Source organism: Rhizobacter sp. P5_C2 (assembly GCF_054049715.1).
Window position 1 is genome coordinate 33,198 of the sequence record NZ_JBFULV010000048.1, and the last position, 18,379, is coordinate 51,576.

Sequence of the window (18,379 nt, forward strand, 5' to 3'; positions counted from 1 at the left end):
ATGAGCCACAAGAACCTGCTGGTCGAGCTGTTCGTCGAGGAACTGCCGCCGAAGGACCTGAAGCGCTTCGGCGAGGCCTTCGCCGCGACGCTGTTCGCCGGGCTCAAGACGCGCGGCCTGGCCACCGAGCATTCCGCCACCACCCCGTACGCGACGCCGCGGCGCCTCGCGGTGCACGTGAGCGCGGTGCGCGCGCAGGCCGACGACCGCGCGGTGTCGCTGAAGCTGATGCCGGTCAGCGTGGGCCTGACGGCCGACGGCCAGGCCACGCCGGCGCTGCTGAAGAAGCTCGCGAGCGTCGGTGCCGATGCGTCGGTGCTGCCGCAGCTGAAGCGCCAGCCCGACGGCAAGGCCGAGGCGCTGTTCTACGACAGCCTCGTCAAGGGCCCGATGCTCGCCGAAGGCCTGCAGCAGGCGCTCGATGAAGCACTGGCCGGCCTGCCGATCCGCAAGGTGATGCAGTACCAGCTGGCTGACGGCTGGACCAGCGTGAACTTCGTGCGCCCGGCGCACGGGCTGGTCGCGCTGCACGGGGCCGACGTGGTGCCGCTGCAGGTGCTGGGCCTCAGCTCCGGCCGCGAGACGCGCGGCCACCGCTTCGAAGCGGCGATCGAGCCGGTGGTGCTGCTGGATGCTGACCACTACGCGCGCCAGCTCGAAGAGCAGGGCGCGGTGATCGCGAGCTTCGCGGCCCGCCATGCCGAGATCGTGCGCCAGCTCGACCATGCGGCGAAGCAGCAGGGCCTGCAGCCGATCGACGATGCCGCGCTGCTCGACGAAGTGACGGCGCTGGTCGAGCGGCCGAACGTGCTGCTGTGCCGCTTCGAGCCGGAGTTCCTCGACGTGCCGCAGGAATGCCTGATCCTGACGATGAAGGCCAACCAGAAGTACTTCCCGCTGCTCGACGCGGCCGGCAAGCTGACCAACCAGTTCCTGGTCGTCAGCAACATCCGGCCGGCCGATGCGAGCCGGGTGACCGGCGGCAACGAGCGCGTGGTGCGCCCGCGGCTGGCCGATGCGAAGTTCTTCTTCGACCAGGACCGCAAGAAGGCGCTGGCCGATCGGGTCGGCGGGCTCGACAAGGTGGTCTACCACGGCAAGCTGGGCTCGCAGGGTGAGCGGGTCAAGCGGGTGCGGGCGATCGCCGCCGGCATCGCGAAGCAGGTGGGCGCCGATGCGGTGCAGGCCGACCGCGCCGCGCTGCTGGCCAAGGCCGACCTGCTGACCGACATGGTCGGCGAGTTCCCCGAGCTGCAAGGGATCATGGGCGGCTACTACGCCCGCCACGATGGCGAGACCGACGAGGTCGCGCTAGGGGTCGAGGACCACTACAAGCCGCGCTTCGCCGGCGACGAACTGCCACGCGGCCAGGTCGGCGAGATCGTCGCGCTGGCCGACAAGCTCGAGACGCTGGTCGGCCTGTTCGGCATCGGCCAGTTGCCCACCGGTGACAAGGACCCCTTCGCGCTGCGTCGCCACGCGCTCGGCGTGATCCGGCTGCTGACCGAGCGCCAGCTCGCGATCCCGCTCGACAAGCTGCTGCGCGACGCAGCCGGTGTCTTCGGCGACAAGATCACCGACGCCACCCCCGCGCTGAGCGACTTCATCTACGAGCGCCTGGCCGGCGTGTTGCGCGAGCAGGGCGCCACCGCGCAGCAGGTCGATGCCGTGCTGTCGCTGCGCCCGAAGGAACTCGGCGATGTCGGCAAGAAGCTGGCCGCCGTGCGTGCGTTCGCGGCGCTGCCCGAGTCCGAATCGCTGGCCGCCGCCAACAAGCGGGTCAGCAACATCCTGAAGAAGGCCGACGGCGAGGTGCTCGAGCAGGTCGATGCGGCGCTGTTGACCGACCCGGCCGAGAAGGCGCTGCACGCCGCGCTGGTCGACATCGAGCGGATCGCCCGGCCAGCATTCGACCGGCGCGACTTCACCGCGTCGCTGCAGGCGCTCGCGGCGCTGAAGGCGCCGGTCGACGCGTTCTTCGACCAGGTGATGGTGAACGCCGAAGATCCGAAGATCCGCGTCAACCGGCTCGGCCTGCTGGCGATCCTGCGCAGTGCGATGAACCGCGTCGCCGACCTCTCCCGGCTCGCCGTCTGATCATGCCGCGCGAAGCACGTCCACCGAGGTCCGACGCCATGAACCTGATCATCCTCGACCGCGACGGCACCATCAACGAAGACCGCGACGATTTCGTCAAGACGGTCGACGAATGGGTGCCGATGCCCGGTGCGCTCGAGGCGATCGCGCGGCTCAACCATGCCGGCTGGCAGACGGTGATCGCGACCAACCAGTCGGGGCTCGGCCGCGGCCTGTTCGACATGGCCACGCTGAACCTGATGCACGCGAAGATGAACGTGCAGCTCGCGCGCGTCGGCGGGCGCATCAGCGCGGTGTTCTTCTGCCCGCACACGCCCGAAGACCAGTGCGATTGCCGCAAGCCGCTGCCCGGCCTGTACCTGCAGATCGGCGAGCGCTTCGGCGTCGACCTGAAGGGCGTGCCGGTGGTCGGCGATTCGCTGCGCGACCTCGAGGCGGCGGTCGCGGCCGGCTGCCCGCCGCACTTGGTGCGCACCGGCAAGAGCCGCGCGCTCGACGACGCGCAGCTCGCGCAACTGCACGCCAAGGTGCCCGGCCTGCAGGTGCATGACGACCTGACGGCGTTCGCCCAATACATGATCCAGCAGGAGCGCACGCTGCGCGGCGCCTCCGGCAAGACCGACTCCGGATTCGGAAGGCTCGATTGATGTCGAAATTCATTGCGGCGCTGCGTTCGCTGCTGTTCGTGCTGTGGATGGCCGCGACCGTGATCCCGTGGGCGGTGTTCTCGCTGATCGCGTCGATCTTCATCCGCGGCACGCCGCTGTTCTGGTTCACCACCTTCTGGCTGCGCATCGCGATCACCGGCTGCCGCTTCATCTGCGGCGTGCGCTACCGCGTGCAAGGCATGGAGAACCTGCCCGACGGCCCGGCCATCCTGTGCCCCAAGCACCAGTCGACCTGGGAGACCTTCGCGTTCCCGACGCTGATGCCGCGCCCGCTGTGCTACGTGTTCAAGCGCGAGCTGCTGTACATCCCGTTCTTCGGCTGGGCGATGGCGCGGCTCGACATGGTGCACATCGACCGCAGCAAGCGCACCGAGGCCTGGTCGCGCGTGGCCGAGCAGGGCAAGCGCTTCATGGCGCAGGGCAACTGGGTGATCATGTTCCCCGAGGGCACGCGCATCGCGCGCGGCCAGCAGGGCACCTACAAGACCGGCGCGACGCGCCTGGCGGTGGCGACCGGCGCGGCGCTGGTGCCGATCGCCGTCAGCTCGGCACGCTGCTGGCCGCGCAAGTCGTTCCTGATCCGCCCGGGCCTGGTCACCGTGTCGATCGGCAAGCCGATCGCGCCGGCCGGGCGCGAGGCCGATGAGCTGATGCGCGAGGTCGAGGCCTGGATCGAAGGCGAGATGCGGCGCATCGACCCCGAGGCGTACGCACAGTAGTCGCAGCCCGCCTCTACAATCGCGGCCCATGACTCGACATGCGCCGGGCCCCGAAGAATCACAGCTCTCGCTGTTCGATGAGTCGCCTGCGTCGGTGTCCTCTTCCCCCTCCCTCTGGCCCTCGCTGCCGCGCACGCCGTTGCGTCCACCGGTGTCCGAGGCCCCTGCGGCACCGCCGCCCGTCGCCGCGCCTGCGGTGTCCAATCTCCAGCCCGCCGTCTTCCGCCATCCGCAGGCGCAGCGCGAGATCCGCCTGAACGAGCACCTCGTCGGCTACGCGCTGCGGCGTGCGCGCCGCCAGAGCATCGGCTTCGTCGTCGGCACCGACGGGCTGAGCGTCGCGGCGCCGAAGTGGGTCGGCCAGCAGGACATCGAGGCCGCGCTGCGCGAGAAGGCCGGCTGGATCCTGCGCAAGCTGGTCGAGCAGCAGCAGCGCGGGCAGCGGCTGCAGGCGGCCAAGGTCGACTGGCGCGACGGCACCGGCATCCCGTTTCTCGGCGAGACGGTGATCATCGTGCTCGATTCGCGCGCCACCGGCGCGATCCTGAACACCGATGCCGCGGCGCTGCCCGGCGTGCCGCGGCTGACGCTGCACGTGGGCCTGCCGCAGACGGCCACGCCCGAGCAGATCCGCGACGCGGTGCAGAGCTGGCTGCAGCGCCAGGCGCGGCGCATCTTCGAAGACCGCTGCCGGCATTTCGCGGCGCAGCTGAACGTGCGCTACACGCGGCTGAGCCTGTCGTCGGCGCAGACGCGCTGGGGCAGCGCCAGCGCCGACGGCCGCATCCGGCTGAACTGGCGGCTGATCCATTTCGCGATGCCCAGCATCGACTACGTCGTCGCGCACGAGCTGGCGCACCTGCGCGAGATGAACCACAGCCCGCGCTTCTGGGACGTGGTGCGTTCGGTGATGCCGGACTTCGAGCAGGTGCGGGGCACGCTGAAGGACGACGCGCTGCCCGTGTTCGATTGAACGGCGCGGGCACAATCCCCCGCTGATGTTCAGCCTCAACCGCTACTCCTTCCGCCAGCTGCTGCTCGTCGCCTTCCTGCTGATCGCCGCGCTGCTCAGCGCGGCCTCGCTGCGCGGCCTGTTCCAGCTCGAAGGCCTGCTGCGCCAGAGCAGCGAGGGTGCGCGCCAGGCCGTCGCGCACACCGCCGATGCGCAGGTGCTGGCCGAACGCACCGTCGCGATGGAGCGTGCCGCGCGCCAGTACCTGGTGCTCGACGACCCGGTGCTGCGCCAGCGCTTCGAAGAGGCCGCGCGCGACGCCACCTCGGCGCTCGCCCGCCTGGCCGACAACCGCATCCCGTCGAACCTGGCCGCCGACTGGCGCGCCACCGAGGCCGACATCGAGGCCCAGCTGAGCGGCCCCGAGCCGGCGATCCGGCTGCGCGAGGTCACCGTCACCACCGCGTTCCGCGAACTCGAATCGATCAATGCCGCGATCGCCGAGCAGGTGCGCCTGGCCACCGAGGCGCGCAACCAGGTGCTGATGAACGAGCTCGAGGCCGGCCGCACCCAGCTCGGCCGGCAGATCCTCGCGGCGATCGGCATCTCGATCGTGATGGCGCTCGGCTTCGGCCTGTGGCTCGCGCGGCCGCTCAAGCGCCTGGAGCGCGCCGTCGTCAGCCTCGGCGAGAACCGGCTCGACCAGCCGATCGACATCCAGGGCCCGACCGACGTGCGCCTGCTCGGGCGCCGCCTCGAATGGCTGCGGCTGCGGCTGGCCGAGCTCGATTCCGACAAGTCGCGCTTCCTGCGCCACGTCTCGCACGAGCTGAAGACGCCGCTGGCCGCGCTGCGCGAAGGCGTCTCGCTGCTCGAGGACGGCGTCACCGGCGAGCTCAGCGAGAACCAGCGCGAGGTCGCGCGCATCCTGCGCCAGAACACCCACGTGCTGCAAAGCCAGATCGAGGACCTGCTGCGCTTCAATGCCGCGGCCTTCGAGGCCCGCCAGCTGGTGCGCCGCAAGACCGAACTCACCGCACTGATCAAGGACCTGGTCGCCCAGCAGCGGCTGCAGTGGCAGGCCCGCCAGCTCAGCGTGCTGGTCGAGGGCGAGCCGCTCAGCGCCGAGGTCGATGCCGACAAGCTCGGCACCGCGCTGGGTAACCTTTTGTCGAACGCGATACGCTTCAGCCCGCTGGGCGCTACCATCCGTTTTTCCGTGACCCGCGTGCCCGGCCGTGCCTGCATCGACATCGTCGACCAGGGCCCGGGCGTTGCGGCTGCCGACCGGGCCCGCGTGTTCGAGCCCTTCTACCGCGGCGAACGCCAGCCGGGCGACGCGGTGCGCGGCAGCGGCATCGGCCTGTCCATCGTGCACGAGTACGTCACGGCCCATGGCGGCCAGGTCGAACTGATGGACGACGGCGGCTCCGGCGCTCACTTTCACATCGAATTGCCCCATGCGCGTTAGTCCTGCCCTTCGTTGCGCTCCCGCCTGGCTGGCCACGCCGCTGTTGGTCACGCTGTTGGCGGCCTGCGTGACGCCACCGGTCGAGGTGCCGCCGCCGGCGCCTGCCGCGTCGGCCCCGCTGCCGGCTGCACCCGCGGCTTCTGCCGTCGTGATCATGGTGCCGGCGCCGATCGAGCCGGCCGACCAGGTGTCGCGCCAGATCCTCGGCTACCACGAGCAAATCCGTCAGATGCCGGCGGCCGACCTCGGCAACGAGATCACGCGGCTGAACGCCATCGTCAGCGCGAACAGCGCCGCGGCGCCGACCGGCGCGGTGCTCGAACTGGCGCTCGCGCTCTCGCAGCAGCACAACGGCGGCGACGTGGCACGTGCGGTGCAGTTGCTCGAATCGGTCGTGAAGGCCGGCGCCCCCGAGCTGCAGCCCTGGCAGCCGATGGCGCGCCTGCTGCTCGCGCGCGTCACCGAGCAGCGCCGGCTCGAGGACGCCTTCAACCGCGAGGCCGCGCAGCGCCGCGACCAGCAGCGCACGCTGCAGCAGCTCAATGAAAAGCTCGAGGCGCTGAAGGCGATCGAGCGCAGCATGACGACCCGGCCCGGCTCGGGCGCCGCTGCGGTGCCGGTGACCCCGGTGCCGGCCGCGCCAGCGGCCGCCTCGGTGCCGTCCGCCCCGAAGGCGCCCTGACGCGCCGCTGCCTTCGCTCCCCATGGCCAACATCCTGCTCGTCGACGACGACCCCGACCTGCTGAAGCTGCTGTCGATGCGGCTCGGCGCGGCCGGCCACCGCGTGACCTCGGTCGAATCGGCCGAGGCGGCGCTGACGCAGCTGGCCGTCGCGCGGCCGCAGCTGGTGGTGAGCGACGTGCAGCTGCCCGGGCGCGACGGGCTGGCGCTGTTCGATGAGATCCGCGCGCGCCATCCGGCGCTGCCGGTGATCCTGCTGACGGCGCACGGCACCATCCCCGATGCGGTCGAGGCCACTGCGCGCGGCGTGTTCAGCTACCTGACCAAGCCGTTCGACGGCAAGGCGCTGCTCGACAAGGTGAACCAGGCGCTCGCGCTGGCGCCGCCGGTGCCGCAGGCCGAAGACGGCGACGGCGCGTGGCGTGCCGCGATCGTCAGCCGCTCGAACGCGATGACCGAGCTGCTCGGCGAGGCCAAGATGGTGGCCGCGTCCGATGCGAGCGTGCTGATCCGCGGCGAGAGCGGCAGCGGCAAGGAGCTGCTCGCGCAGGCCATCCACCGCGCCAGCGCGCGCGCCGCGAAGCCGTTCGTCGCGGTGAACTGCAGCGCGATCCCCGAGGCCTTGCTCGAATCCGAGCTGTTCGGCCACGTGAAGGGCTCGTTCACCGGCGCGGTCGCCAACCACCGCGGCCTGTTCGTCACCGCCGACGGCGGCACGCTGTTCCTCGACGAGATCGGCGACATGCCGCCGGCGCTGCAGGTCAAGCTGCTGCGCGTGCTGCAGGAGCGCTCGGTGCGGCCGGTCGGCGCGAGCCAGGCGCTGCCGGTCGACGTGCGCATCCTGTCGGCCACGCACCGCGACCTCGATGCGGCGATGGCCGAAGGCCAGTTCCGCGAAGACCTGTACTACCGGCTCAACGTGGTGTCGCTGCACCTGCCGACGCTGGCCGAGCGGCGCGACGACATCCCGCTGCTGGTGAACCACTTCCTCGCGAAGCTGGGCGAGAAATACGGCAAGCGCTTCAACGGCTTCGCGCCCGAGGCGATGAAGGCGCTGACCACCGCGAGCTGGCCCGGCAACGTGCGCCAGCTGCACAACGTGGTCGAGCAGGTGTGCGCGCTGACGACCACGCCGCTGATCCCGCTGACGCTGGTGCAGCGCGCGCTGCGCGTGCCGTCGGTCGAGGTGCTGACCTATGCGCAGGCGCGCGAGCGCTTCGAGCGCGACTACCTGGTCGGGCTGCTGAAGCTCACCGACGGCAACGCGGCCGATGCGGCCCGGCTGGCCGACCGCAACCGCACCGAGTTCTACCGGCTGCTGCAGCGCAGCGGGCTGACGCCGGGGCAGTTCAAGGCGGGTTCGGGCGACGCGGACTGAGCGGCGCGTTCAGCATGTCGGCCACGCGGCGGGATGCGTCCCCGGTGGCATCGACGGCCAGCGCCACAGCGGCGGTGTCTCGGCAAACTGCGCCGCATGGCGCGCCGCGACCAGGCGGCCGAAGCCCGAGGGCTCGCTGACGAGCAACGGTGCGATGTCGGGCGCCTTCGCGGTCAGTCCGTGGTCGACCCGCCCGAGCGAGCGCAGCCAGTGGCCGACCCCCGCCAGCGACACCTGCACATGCCAGCTGCCGCCTTCGCACGCCTGGCGCCACAGCGCGGCCTGCGCGCCGAAGGCCAGCAGGTAGCCGGCGGCGTAGTCGAGGGCCTGCAGCGGCAGGGCCTGCGGCTTCGCGGCGCCGGCCGCGCGCGCCTCGGCATCGTTGAAGCCGGTGGCGGTCTGCACCAGCGAATCGAAACCGCGCCGCGCCGACCACGGGCCGGTCGATCCGTAGGCGGACAGCGACACCGCGACGATGCCTGGCCGCAGCGCCGCGAGCTGCTCTGGCGCGAAACCGAGCGTCGCCAAGCCGCCCGGCCGGTAGCCCTGCACGAACACGTGCGCATCGGCCAGCAAGGCACGCAGCCGCTCACGGCCCGCGTCGTCGCGCAGGTCGAGGTGGGCCGAGCGCTTGCCGCGGCTGGTCTCGGCAATCGCCTCGATGTTGGGCAGCTGCGGCGAGTTCAGCAGCAGCACCTCGGCCCCGTAGGCCGCCAGCGTGCGGCCGGCCACCGGGCCCGCGAGGATGCGCGTCAGGTCGAGCACGCGCAGGCCGTGCAGCGGGCGATCGGCGACGGCGGCGTCCGGCCATGCGAGCGGGGCGGCGTCGCCGATGCGTTCGATGCGCACCGTCGGTTGATCGGCCAGCGCGAGGGCTTGCGGGTGCCGGTCCCAGGCCTCGAAGCTGCGCAGCGCGGCGACGACCAGGCCGGCCTGCGCCGCGGCGTCTTCGAAATCCTCGGCGCGCCAGCCGCGCAAGGCCTGCTCGACCACCGGGCGCTCGGTGGCGTCGCCGGTCGGGCAACCGAGCAGCGTCAGCGCGCCATCGCGATGGTGGGCGAAGTTCGCATGCAGGCGCACCCAGCCGGGCTCGCCGAGGGTCTCGCCGCAGCGGTACAGCCCCGACAGCTTGTCCCACACCTGCGGTGCGCGGCCGTCGAGCGTGAAGTGCGCGCAGCTCTCCAGCACCGCGTGCTCGCGCGGCACCAGCACGCGCTGGCGGCGGCCATGGCGCAGGTGCCACAGCTCGGCCGCTGCACCGGCCGCGGCGGCCATGCTGGCCTGGATCGCATCGGCGACGGCGAAGCTGCTCGGCAGCACCGGCGCGTGGCCGGGCACGTCGATGGCGTCGAGCGCCGCGGCCGGCAGGCCGGCCTGCCGCCACAGTCCGGACAACGCGCGTTGCGCCGGACCGGCATCACGATCATCGATGGGCACGCAAGGCTCCCAGGCGGGTGAAGATGGCGCGCATTCGACACCGCGACGCGGCGCCGGTCAATCGCCCACCTTGATCGCCCACGTCAAGCGCCCAGTCCGGCGATCAGCGAATGGTGCATCGAGACGCCGGCCAGCACACCATCGGCCGATGCGAAGGTGGCGTTGTGGCGCAGGTGGGCGGCGTCGCCGGCCGCGTAGACACCGGGGACGCTGGTCTGCTTCAGCTCGTCGACGCGCAGCATCGGGCCGAATGGGCCATCGATGAGTTCGCAGCCCAGGGAGTCGACCAGTTCGTGGCCGATGCGCACGCGCGGCGCGACGAACAGCGCCTCCAGCGGCAGCGACCGTCCGTCCGCGAGGCGCACCGCGCTGAGCCGCGGCAGCGGCCCTTCGAGGGCCTGCACCACGGCGGGCTCGATCGCGACGCAATGTGCGCGCAGCCGCCGGGCCTCGTCGTCGGCCAGCGGCTGCCCGTTCAGCAGCAGCGTGGTCGGGCCCCACTCCTTGATCAGCAGCGCATGGTGCACCGAGGCCGGCCCGGCCGACAGCACGCCGAGGCGGCGACCGGCCTCCTCGTAGCCGTGGCAGTACGGGCAGTGCAGCACGCTCGCGCCCCAGCGCGGCGCGAGTCCGTCGATGTCGGGGAAGGTGTCCTGCACGCCGATCGCCAGCAGCAGCCGGCGCGCGGCGAGCGTGCGGCCATCGTCGAGCGAGACACTGAACTGCCGCCCGCCATCGCCGTCACCGTTGCCGTCGTCCACGCGGCGAGCCCGCAGCGCGCGGCCGCTGACGAACTGCACCGTCGGGTAGGCCTGCACGCGTTCGCGTGCGGCAGCGATCAGCTGCAGCGGCGGCGTGCCGTCCTGCGCGAAGAAGCCGTGCGACCGGGCCGCGAAGCGATTGCGCGGTGCGCCGTCATCGACCACCGCGACCGTGCGGCGGGCGCGGGCCAGCTGCAGTGCCGCGGACAGGCCGGCGAAGCTGCCGCCGATCACGACGGCGTCGACGGATGCATCGAGGGTTTCAATGGGCATGGTGGATGTCCTTCATCGTGTGGCCAGTGGCCTGCAGGCGGTGGTGGAAGTCACGTGACAGATCGGCGAGCGTCACCTGGCCGAGCCGTGCCAGCAGCAGCGCCTCGGCCTCGTGGCAGGCGCTGTCGAGCGCCGCGTTGACCGCCTGCTCGACGAGGCAGCCGGGGCTCTCGGTGCGGTTGCCGAAGGCGAGCAGCGCGGGCGCGCCAAGCGCCGCATGGATGTCGGCGAGCGTCACGTCGTGCAGCGGGCACGACAGCACCCATCCGCCACCGTGTCCCTTGGCCGACGCGACGAAGCCGGCTTCACGCAATCCGGTCATCAGCCGGCGCACGACCACGGGGTTCGTCTGCATCGCCGAGGCGAGCGATTCGGACGTGGCCGGCCCGTCCTGCTCGGCCATGTGCAACAGCACGTGCAGGACGCCGGAAAGTTTGCTGTCTCGTTTCATGCAACATTATGAGTTGCATGATATTGGAGGTGCCGAAACCGACCCGGAAAGCCCCAGGCGTGGCAGGGCAATCCGGCGGACGGGGCGTCAGCGTCGGGGCTTGCGCGTCTCGCCCGTCTGCTGCTTCTCATCCGGTTCGGCGGCGCCGTTCACCGGTTCGGTGATCGCCTTGCCGATCGATTCCAGTGCGTTGTCCTTGTCCCGCGGCGGCACGCCGGGGCGCTTTTCTTCGCGCGCGGTCGGCGTGCTGGCGGGCGTGTACGAAGGCGGGGCGGAGCGGTCGTTGCGGGTCGTCATGGCGAAGGTCCTTCGGATGAAGCTGCCGCGGCAGCGGGGATGTCGTTCGGCGATGCAGGGGGCGGCGGTTCAGCGCTGCGCGCCGCCGTCACGACGCGGTGCACGAACGCCAGCTTGCGCACCACCGGCTCGGGCACGACGAACGGGTAGGCGTCGTGCGAGCCGAGGCTGCGCGCCATCGCGTTGATGAACTGCGAGATCGGCAGCCAGCGCTCGATCAGTGCCGCCTCGAACGCACCGTCGCGCGGCGCCAGCGCCACCGCGCGCACCGGTTCGCCGCCCGGCGAGGCGAGCTGCAGGCCCCAGGCCGACGCGGTCTCCAGCCCATCCTGCACATGCAGGTAGTGGGCCCAGCATTCGGCCCAGTCTTCCCACGGGTGCGCGCTCGCATAGGCGCTGACGAACTGCTCCGGCCAGTCGGTGCGCGGCGTCGCGTAGTGCGCCTGCAGCGCCTGCGCATAGTCGGCGCGCTCGTCGCCGAACCGCTCGCGGAACTCGTCGAGCCACGGCGTGCCGTCGACCAGCAGGTCCCAGTAGTAGTGGCCGATCTCGTGCCGGAAGTGGCCGAGCAGCGTGCGGTAAGGCTCGTGCATCTCGGTGCGCGCCCGTTCGCGGCGCGCGTCGTCGGCCTCGCCGACGTTCAGCGTGATGATGCCGTTGTCGTGGCCCGTCAGCACGCGTTGGCCGGGTTGCAGCTCCTGCAGGAACTCGAACCACACGCCGTGTTCGGGGTCGACGGCCTTGCTGCGCACCGGCAGCCCGAGCGACAGCAGGCTGTACACCAGCCGCCGCTTGGCCTGCTCGATCAGTTGCCACGACACCAGGTTGTCGGGCTCGCTGAGCGCCGGCAGGATGTGCGTGGTCTGGCACGAGGTGCACAGCGTCGCATCGCTGTCGGCCGGCACCATCCAGTTGCAGGCCTGCACGCTGGTGTAGTTGTGGCAGGGCTTCTGCGCGGCGGCTCCGTCGCGCAGCCGCTGCCACGTGCCGTCGGCACCGATCTCGAAGGCGCCCATCTCGCGCTCGCCGGGCACGAAGCCGAGCGCGGCGCCGCAGCGCTCGCAGGCCACGTTCTCGAAGAACACGCGCAGTCCGCAGCGTTCGCAAGCCAATGTCTTCATGCGGCGAGGATAGGGTGCACCCGCGGCGCGGGCCGGCATCGAGGTGGCCGTCGGCGTGTAGGACGATGGCGCTTTCGATGCCCATTCCCCCCGGACGAGGGGAGTGCGCGAGCCCGTTCACCCTGAAGGGCGGGTTCCATCTGTCACGCAAGCTCACCACAATCGCCGTTCAGGTCCAGGGACACAGAACAGGACCGCAAGAAAGGGACAGGCCGATGATGTTCACGCTGCGTGTGGCGCCCGACTGGGCGGAGCAGATCCGCAAGATCCGCGAGGCGGTCACCGAAGAGACGCACCTGATCCGGGCCGACAACCGCTTCTACCGGGTCTGCCGCGCGGGCGACGCGAGCTTCCAGCTTCACCTGCTGCCGAGCGCCGGCGCGCGCGGCGTCGCGCTGCGCTTGCGCGAAAGCGATCTCGAGCTGACCCACATCGATGGCGGGCCGTTCGAGCCCGGCGGCGCACGGCTCGATCCGCGCCGGCTGCAGGCGCCTGCGCTCGACGAGGCGCTGCTCGCCTTGCCCCGCGCCACCGGCCAGGCTCGTGTCGAGGCGCAGTCGCTGATCGTGCTGTGCGTGGCCGGCTCGCTGCGCAGCGATGCGCTCGCGGCCAAGGTCGGCCAATTGCTGCGCGTCGTGACGACCGGCCTGCCGGGCGCGTCGGCGCAGTTGCCGGCCGGTGAGCTGCTGCAGGAAGCGCGGGCCTGGGGCCCCGCTTGCGAATCCATCTTCAACGCGATCACTTCGACCGCACGCGGCATCGCGCTGAAGCGCCGCTCGGAGTTGACGCCGTTGCAGCGGCACTTCAGCGAGCGTGTCGAGTTGGCGAAGGTCGAGCCCGGGTTGCAGGCCTCGGCGCGCAGCATCACGGTGCTGAAGCGGCCGAAGTGAACCCACCAAACTGAGGCGACCGCTCAGGGCACCGCGCGGCACCCGGTCAGCAACTCCAGCAGCCGGGCCTGGATCGCCTGGCGCGACTTCGGGTTCGCGAACTCGCTGTGCGACACCAGCTGCGTGCCGGCCGGCGTCTTGCGGAAGCGCTCGAGTGCGGCGAGCTCGTCCTCGGTGTACTCGGCCATCGGCGCGGTCAGCGTGCCGCCGGCATCGAGCCGGGCCTGCGCGGCGCTGCGCTCGGTGTACTTGCGTCCGGCCGGTGTCGCGAGGAAGTCCTCGATGGCGTCGATGTCGGCCGCGCTCCAGTTGTCCTTCACGGCGGTCTCGAAGACCGGCACCAGCGCGGCCGGCTGCAGCGACTGCACGCAGGTGGCGGCGTCGACGCTGATCTTGTTGGCCAGCCGCGCCTCGCGCATCGCGCCCTGCACGCCGAGCAGCGTCGAGCGGGCGAGCAGCGTGGCGCTGTTGGTGGGCGTGGCCGCCAGGCCGGGGATCGCCTGGGTGGCGAGCAGGGCGGCAAGCAGGGCGGAGACGGTGGCGGCAGTCAGGGGGGTGGTGATTCGCATCGCGCGATTTTCCCGCATTCGGCGGCAGCGTCCGCAACGCAAGGTAAGCGGGGGTGGTGCAGCGCGTTCGACGTAGGCGGATCCTGCGTTCCGTTCGGCCCGCTGTCCGACAGACTCCGAACCCGATGGTGCACAGACTTCAGCGATCCACAGCTTGAAGGAGCCGCTCGTGAAGACTTCCACCTTGTTCCGCTCGCTCGCGCTGGTGCCGTTGATGGCGCTCAGCGTTCCCGCCGCGATGGCCGCCGACCAGACGGCCCAGCAGTCGGCCCGTGCCCGCTTCGAGAAGGACCGCGCTGTCTGCAACAGCGGGCGCTCCAATCAGGACCGCAAGACCTGCATGCAGGAGGCCAACGCCGCGCTTGCCGCAGCCCAGGGCGGCCGCCTGCCCGATCCCGACCCCAGCCTGGCCCGCAACGCGACCAAGCGATGCGCCGCATTGCCGATAGCGGACCGCAAGGATTGCGAAGCGCGCATGCGCGGGCAAGGGACGACCAGCGGCAGCGCCGCCGACGGCGGCATCTACCGCGAGCTCGTCACGCGCACCGTCGGCCCGGCGGAGAACGCGGCCTCGGCCGTCATGCCGGACGACAGCGCGCCCAAGTGACGACCCCGTCAGGCTGACGCCAGCGCTGCCGCGTCCACCGGCAGCTTGCGCAGCCGCCGGCCGGTGGCCGCGAAGATCGCGTTGGTCACCGCCGGCGCGAGGCCCGAGGTGCCCGGCTCGCCCATGCCGCCGGGCGTTTCGCCGCTCGCGACCAGGTGCACCTCGATCGCCGGCGCCTCGTTCATCCGCACCACGCGCACGTCGTGGAAGTTCGATTGCTCGATGCGCCCGTTCGCGAGCGTCGCCTGCCCCCACAGCGCGCCCGAGATCCCGAAGATCACGCCGCCCATCAGCTGGGCGCGCACGGTGTCCGGGTTGACGATCACGCCGGCATCGACCGCGCACACCACGCGCTGCACGCTGACGCTGCCATCGGCCGCGACCGCCACCTCGGCGACCGTCGCCAGGTAAGTGCCGAACGCGAACTGCAGTGACACGCCGCGGCCGTGCCGTGCCGGCATCGCCCGCCCCCAGCCTGCCTTCTGCGCCGCCAGTTCGAGCACCGCCTTCGCGCGCGGGTTCTGCTGCAGCAGGTCGAGCCGGTACGCCACCGGGTCGGCCTTCGCGGCCGCGGCCAGTTCGTCGATGAAGCTCTCGACGACGAAGACGTTGTGCGTCGGCGCCACGCCGCGCCAGAACGCGGTCGGGATCGGCGGCTCGTGGTTCACGTAGTCGACGTGGATGTTCTTGAACGCATACGGCGGCTGCGCGGCACCGTCAATGGTCTCGGGGTCGAAGCCGTTGTTGTAGAGCGGCGGCGCCCAGCGCTTCAGGATCGACGAGCCGGTCAGCCGGTGCGTCCACGCCACCGGCCGGCCCTGCGCGTCCAGCCCCGCGGCGACGCGGTCGAAGAAGTACGGCCTGTACATGTCGTGCTGCGTGTCTTCCTCGCGCGTCCAGATCACCTTCACAGGGTGGTCGAGCCCCTTGGCGATCTGCACCGCGCGCGTGACGCTGTCCACCTCCAGCCGGCGCCCGAAGCCGCCGCCCAGCAGGTGGTTGTGCACCTTCACCTTGTCCAGCGGCAGGCCGGTCACCTGCGCGGCCGCAGCCCGCGCGCGTGACAGCACCTGCGTGCCGACCCACACGTCGCAGCCGTCCGGGCGCACGTGCACCGTGCAGTTCAGCGGCTCCATCGCGGCGTGCACGAGGAAGGGCACCTCGTACACCGCCTCCAGCCGCGTCGCGGCGCCGGCCAGCGCGGCCGCGGCATCGCCGTCGTGGCGCACGGTCGCGCCGGGCTGCAACGAGGCCACGCGCATCGATTCGACGATGCCGGCGGTGGTGAGCGTCGCGTGCGGGCCGTCGTCCCATTCGATCGCGAGGGCCGCCAGGCCCTTCTTCGCGGCGCCCATGTGGTCGGCGACCACCGCGACGCAATCGTCGAGCTTCACGATGCGGCGCACGCCGCGCACCTTCAGCGCCGCGCGTTCGTCAATGCGGCGCAGCCGGCCGCCCGGCACCGGCGATTGCGCGAGCGTCGCGATCTTCATGCCGGGCACCTGGGCGTCGATGCCGTAGCGCGCCTTGCCGTTCACCTTGTCGGGCGTGTCCAGGCGATGGGCGGGCGTGCCGATCAGCTTGAACGCCGAGGCCGGCTTCAGCACGACCTCCTTCGGTTCGGGCAGCATCGCCGCGCTGGCGGTCAGCGCGCCGTAGCCGAGGCGGCGGCCGCTCGCCGCATGCACCACCTGCCCGCGCTCGGCTCGGCAGGCCGACGGCTCCACCGACCAGCGCTGCGCCGCCGCCTGCACGAGCAGCGTGCGCGCGACCGCGCCGGCCCGGCGCAGCGGCTCGAAGGCCGCGCGGATCGTCGTCGAGCCGCCGGTGACCTGGAAGCCGAGCAGCGGGTTGGCGTACAGCTTGTCGTCGGGCGGCGCATGCGCCACGCGGATCGTCGCGAGCTCGACCTCGAGCTCCTCGGCGATCAGCATCGGCACGCTGGTGTAGGTGCCCTGGCCCATCTCGATGTAGCCCATCGTGACGGTGACCTGGCCGTCGGGCGCGATCTGCACGAAGGCGTTCGGTGCGAACGCTGCCGCGGCCTGCGCCGCGCGGGCCGGGCCGGACAGGCCCAGGCTCACGCCGACCAGCAGCCCGCCGCCGGCGGCGGCGCCGATGCTCAGGAAGTTTCTGCGCGACAGCGTCGCGTCGTCGAGGTGCGCGGTCATGTTGCGCCTTTCGACAGCGCGCGGGCCGCGGCATGGATGCCGTCGCGGATGCGCGGGTAGGTGCCGCAGCGGCACAGGTTGCCGCTCATCGCGGCGTCGATGTCGGCGTCGTTCGGCGCGCGGTTCGCCGCCAGCAGCGCCGCGGCCGACATCAGCTGGCCCGACTGGCAGTAGCCGCACTGCACGACCTCGAGGTCCAGCCAGGCGTGCTGCAGCGCGCGGCCGATGCGGGTGCCGGCCAGCGCCTCGATCGTCGTCACGTCGGCCCGGCCGACCGATTCGACGCTGGTGATGCACGAGCGTGTGGGAACGCCGTCGACGTGCACCGTGCAGGCGCCGCACAGGCCGGCGCCGCAACCGAACTTGGTACCGGTCATGCCGAGCACGTCGCGCAACACCCACAAGACGGGCGTGTCGCCGTCGACATCGGCGCTGCGCCGGGTTCCGTTCACTTTCATGGGGGCTCCTGCTTCGTGGCGACGGCCACAGGCGGACGCAAGCATGGCCGCGCGTCGCGCGCGGCGTCGGTCGGATACCCCACGAATCAGGACGTCCCGCCGGCCGGCCACTGCCACCGGTGGCTCGGTCGCAGCGCGTCGATGAACTCCGCATCGTGGCTCGCCACCAGCAGCGCGCCCTCGAAGCCCTGCAGCGCGCGCTGCAGCTCCAGCGTGCTGTCGAGGTCGAGGTGGTTGGTCGGCTCGTCCAGCAACAGCAGGCAGGCCGGCTGGCCGCGCCACAGCGCGCAGGCGAGCGCGGCTTTCAGTCGCTCGCCCGCACTCAGCGCGCCCATCGGCAGCGCGACGTGTGCCGCACCCAGGCGCAGCTGGGCCAGGCGGGTGCGCAACTCGGCGGGCGGCAGCGGGCTGTCGAGATCGCGCAGGTGCTCCAGCAGCGTGCGCTGCGCCGGCAGCGCGGCCGCGCCGTCCTGGTCGAGCACCGCGAACGGCACATGCAGCGTCGCGCTGCCCGCGGCCGGCGGCAGCAGGCCGGCGATCACGCGCAGCAGCGTGCTCTTGCCGCAGCCGTTCGGGCCGGTCAGCGCGATGCGCACCGGGCCGCTGAACGACGCGTCGCGCACCGGCGCTTCGCCGTGCGGCAACTGCAGGTCGTCGAGGCGCAGCACCAGCTTGCCGGGCACGACGCGGCTGGCCGGCAGCGCGACGAACACCGCCGGCTCCTGCGCGACGCGCCGTTCGGCATCGCGCACCGCGGCGTCGAGCGCGTGGCGGGTGCCGGCGTCGCGTTTCACGTCGCGCGCGTTCGTGGCCTCGGCCGTCTCGCGCATGCCGTTGATCGTGATCGCCGACAGGTTCGCGCTGCGGGCGTTGCGGCGCGCTTGCGACTGCTTGCGCTGCCGCGCGTCGTGCTCGCGGCGCAGCCGGGCCAGCGCGGTGTCGCGCTCGTTGCGCGCATGGGTGAGCGCCGCGCCGGCCGCGGCCGCCTGCGCATCGCGTTGCGCGACGTACAGGCCGTAGTCGCCACCGTAGACCGACAGGCCGCGCGGCCCGAGTTCGACGATGCGGTCGACCGCACGCAGCAGTTGCCGGTCGTGGCTCACCAGCACCACCGGGCGCTGGCACTGCCGCAGCCAGCGCTGCAGCCACGCACGCGCCGGCGCATCGAGGTGGTTGCTCGGCTCGTCGAGCACCAGGGTGTCGGCGTCGGCGGCCATCGCGCCGGCCAGCGCGACGCGCATGCGCTCGCCACCGCTCAGCGCGGCCATCGGCGTGCCGGGCGAGAGGCCGGACAGCCCGGCGTCGGCCAGCGCCTGCGCGGTGCGCGCCGGCAGGTCCCACTGGCCGTCCGCGAGCAGCAGGTCGCCGGCCGTCGCG

Annotated in this window: 18 protein-coding genes; 9 read left to right on the forward strand and 9 right to left on the reverse strand. The window is 71.9% G+C overall.

What is annotated here, in order from left to right; genetic code table 11:
• Genes glyS through ACXJLU_RS18540 form a run of 7 tightly spaced genes read left to right on the forward strand, consistent with a single transcriptional unit; the run spans position 1 to position 7,967 of the window.
• The gene (gene glyS, locus ACXJLU_RS18510; RefSeq protein WP_457333427.1) at positions 1-2,097 is read left to right on the forward strand and encodes a glycine--tRNA ligase subunit beta; all 2,097 of its coding nucleotides are present in this window, start codon (positions 1-3) and stop codon (positions 2,095-2,097) included.
• A 38-nt stretch (positions 2,098-2,135) separates the two neighbouring features.
• Positions 2,136-2,744, forward strand: coding sequence for a D-glycero-beta-D-manno-heptose 1,7-bisphosphate 7-phosphatase (gene gmhB / locus ACXJLU_RS18515; protein ID WP_083613868.1), 609 nt, complete (start codon positions 2,136-2,138; stop codon positions 2,742-2,744).
• A complete protein-coding gene (locus ACXJLU_RS18520) occupies positions 2,744-3,484 on the forward strand; it encodes a lysophospholipid acyltransferase family protein (protein WP_457333429.1) in 741 nt (246 codons plus the stop codon). The genes gmhB and ACXJLU_RS18520 overlap by 1 nt, the downstream gene beginning before the upstream one ends.
• A gap of 28 nt (positions 3,485-3,512) precedes the next feature.
• Positions 3,513-4,457 (forward strand): M48 family metallopeptidase, encoded by a 945-nt coding sequence (locus ACXJLU_RS18525; protein WP_457333431.1) that lies wholly within the window; start codon positions 3,513-3,515, stop codon positions 4,455-4,457.
• Between the two features lie 25 nt (positions 4,458-4,482).
• Positions 4,483-5,907 carry a sensor histidine kinase gene (locus ACXJLU_RS18530; protein ID WP_457333433.1) on the forward strand — a complete coding sequence of 475 codons (1,425 nt, stop codon included), beginning with the start codon at positions 4,483-4,485 and terminating at the stop codon, positions 5,905-5,907.
• Entirely contained in the window at positions 5,897-6,589 is a 693-nt protein-coding gene (locus ACXJLU_RS18535; RefSeq protein ID WP_457333435.1) for a hypothetical protein, read from the forward strand. Before ACXJLU_RS18530 ends, ACXJLU_RS18535 begins: the two co-directional genes overlap by 11 nt.
• A 22-nt stretch (positions 6,590-6,611) precedes the next feature.
• Positions 6,612-7,967, forward strand: coding sequence for a sigma 54-interacting transcriptional regulator (locus ACXJLU_RS18540; RefSeq protein WP_073463120.1), 1,356 nt, complete (start codon positions 6,612-6,614; stop codon positions 7,965-7,967).
• A gap of 9 nt (positions 7,968-7,976) precedes the next feature.
• Here ACXJLU_RS18540 and ACXJLU_RS18545 read toward each other — a convergent pair whose 3' ends face one another.
• The 5 genes from ACXJLU_RS18545 to ACXJLU_RS18565 all read right to left on the reverse strand — a co-directional run bounded on the left by ACXJLU_RS18545 (position 7,977) and on the right by ACXJLU_RS18565 (position 12,307).
• Entirely contained in the window at positions 7,977-9,404 is a 1,428-nt protein-coding gene (locus tag ACXJLU_RS18545) for a CoA transferase (protein WP_457333438.1), read from the reverse strand.
• Between the two features lie 83 nt (positions 9,405-9,487).
• Entirely contained in the window at positions 9,488-10,438 is a 951-nt protein-coding gene (locus tag ACXJLU_RS18550) for an NAD(P)/FAD-dependent oxidoreductase (RefSeq protein ID WP_457333440.1), read from the reverse strand.
• Positions 10,428-10,889, reverse strand: a complete 462-nt coding sequence (locus ACXJLU_RS18555) for an Rrf2 family transcriptional regulator (RefSeq protein ID WP_457333442.1) — start codon at positions 10,887-10,889, stop codon at positions 10,428-10,430. Before ACXJLU_RS18555 ends, ACXJLU_RS18550 begins: the two co-directional genes overlap by 11 nt.
• Positions 10,890-10,976: 87 nt before the next feature.
• Positions 10,977-11,186, reverse strand: a complete 210-nt coding sequence (locus tag ACXJLU_RS18560) for a hypothetical protein (protein ID WP_457333444.1) — start codon at positions 11,184-11,186, stop codon at positions 10,977-10,979.
• A complete protein-coding gene (locus tag ACXJLU_RS18565; protein ID WP_457333446.1) occupies positions 11,183-12,307 on the reverse strand; it encodes a zinc-binding metallopeptidase family protein in 1,125 nt (374 codons plus the stop codon). Before ACXJLU_RS18565 ends, ACXJLU_RS18560 begins: the two co-directional genes overlap by 4 nt.
• Before the next feature lie 215 nt (positions 12,308-12,522).
• On the opposite strand from ACXJLU_RS18565, the gene ACXJLU_RS18570 reads away from it, so the two are divergent.
• Positions 12,523-13,197, forward strand: coding sequence for a ribosome-inactivating family protein (locus ACXJLU_RS18570; RefSeq protein WP_457333448.1), 675 nt, complete (start codon positions 12,523-12,525; stop codon positions 13,195-13,197).
• Between the two features lie 23 nt (positions 13,198-13,220).
• Here ACXJLU_RS18570 and ACXJLU_RS18575 read toward each other — a convergent pair whose 3' ends face one another.
• The gene (locus tag ACXJLU_RS18575) at positions 13,221-13,766 is read right to left on the reverse strand and encodes a hypothetical protein (protein ID WP_457333450.1); all 546 of its coding nucleotides are present in this window, start codon (positions 13,764-13,766) and stop codon (positions 13,221-13,223) included.
• Positions 13,767-13,935: 169 nt separating this feature from the next.
• On the opposite strand from ACXJLU_RS18575, the gene ACXJLU_RS18580 reads away from it, so the two are divergent.
• On the forward strand, positions 13,936-14,373 hold the full coding sequence (locus ACXJLU_RS18580; RefSeq protein WP_457333452.1) for a hypothetical protein: 438 nt from the start codon (positions 13,936-13,938) through the stop codon (positions 14,371-14,373).
• Between the two features lie 8 nt (positions 14,374-14,381).
• Here ACXJLU_RS18580 and ACXJLU_RS18585 read toward each other — a convergent pair whose 3' ends face one another.
• The 3 genes from ACXJLU_RS18585 to ACXJLU_RS18595 form a co-directional block, all read right to left on the reverse strand.
• Positions 14,382-16,544, reverse strand: a complete 2,163-nt coding sequence (locus ACXJLU_RS18585; RefSeq protein ID WP_457333454.1) for a xanthine dehydrogenase family protein molybdopterin-binding subunit — start codon at positions 16,542-16,544, stop codon at positions 14,382-14,384.
• Positions 16,541-17,002: a (2Fe-2S)-binding protein gene (locus ACXJLU_RS18590; RefSeq protein WP_457333456.1), complete on the reverse strand. Its 462-nt coding sequence runs from the start codon at positions 17,000-17,002 to the stop codon at positions 16,541-16,543. Before ACXJLU_RS18590 ends, ACXJLU_RS18585 begins: the two co-directional genes overlap by 4 nt.
• An 86-nt stretch (positions 17,003-17,088) precedes the next feature.
• Positions 17,089-18,379 (reverse strand): ATP-binding cassette domain-containing protein (locus ACXJLU_RS18595; RefSeq protein ID WP_457333458.1); only part of this gene is annotated, 1,291 nt, incomplete at its 5' end.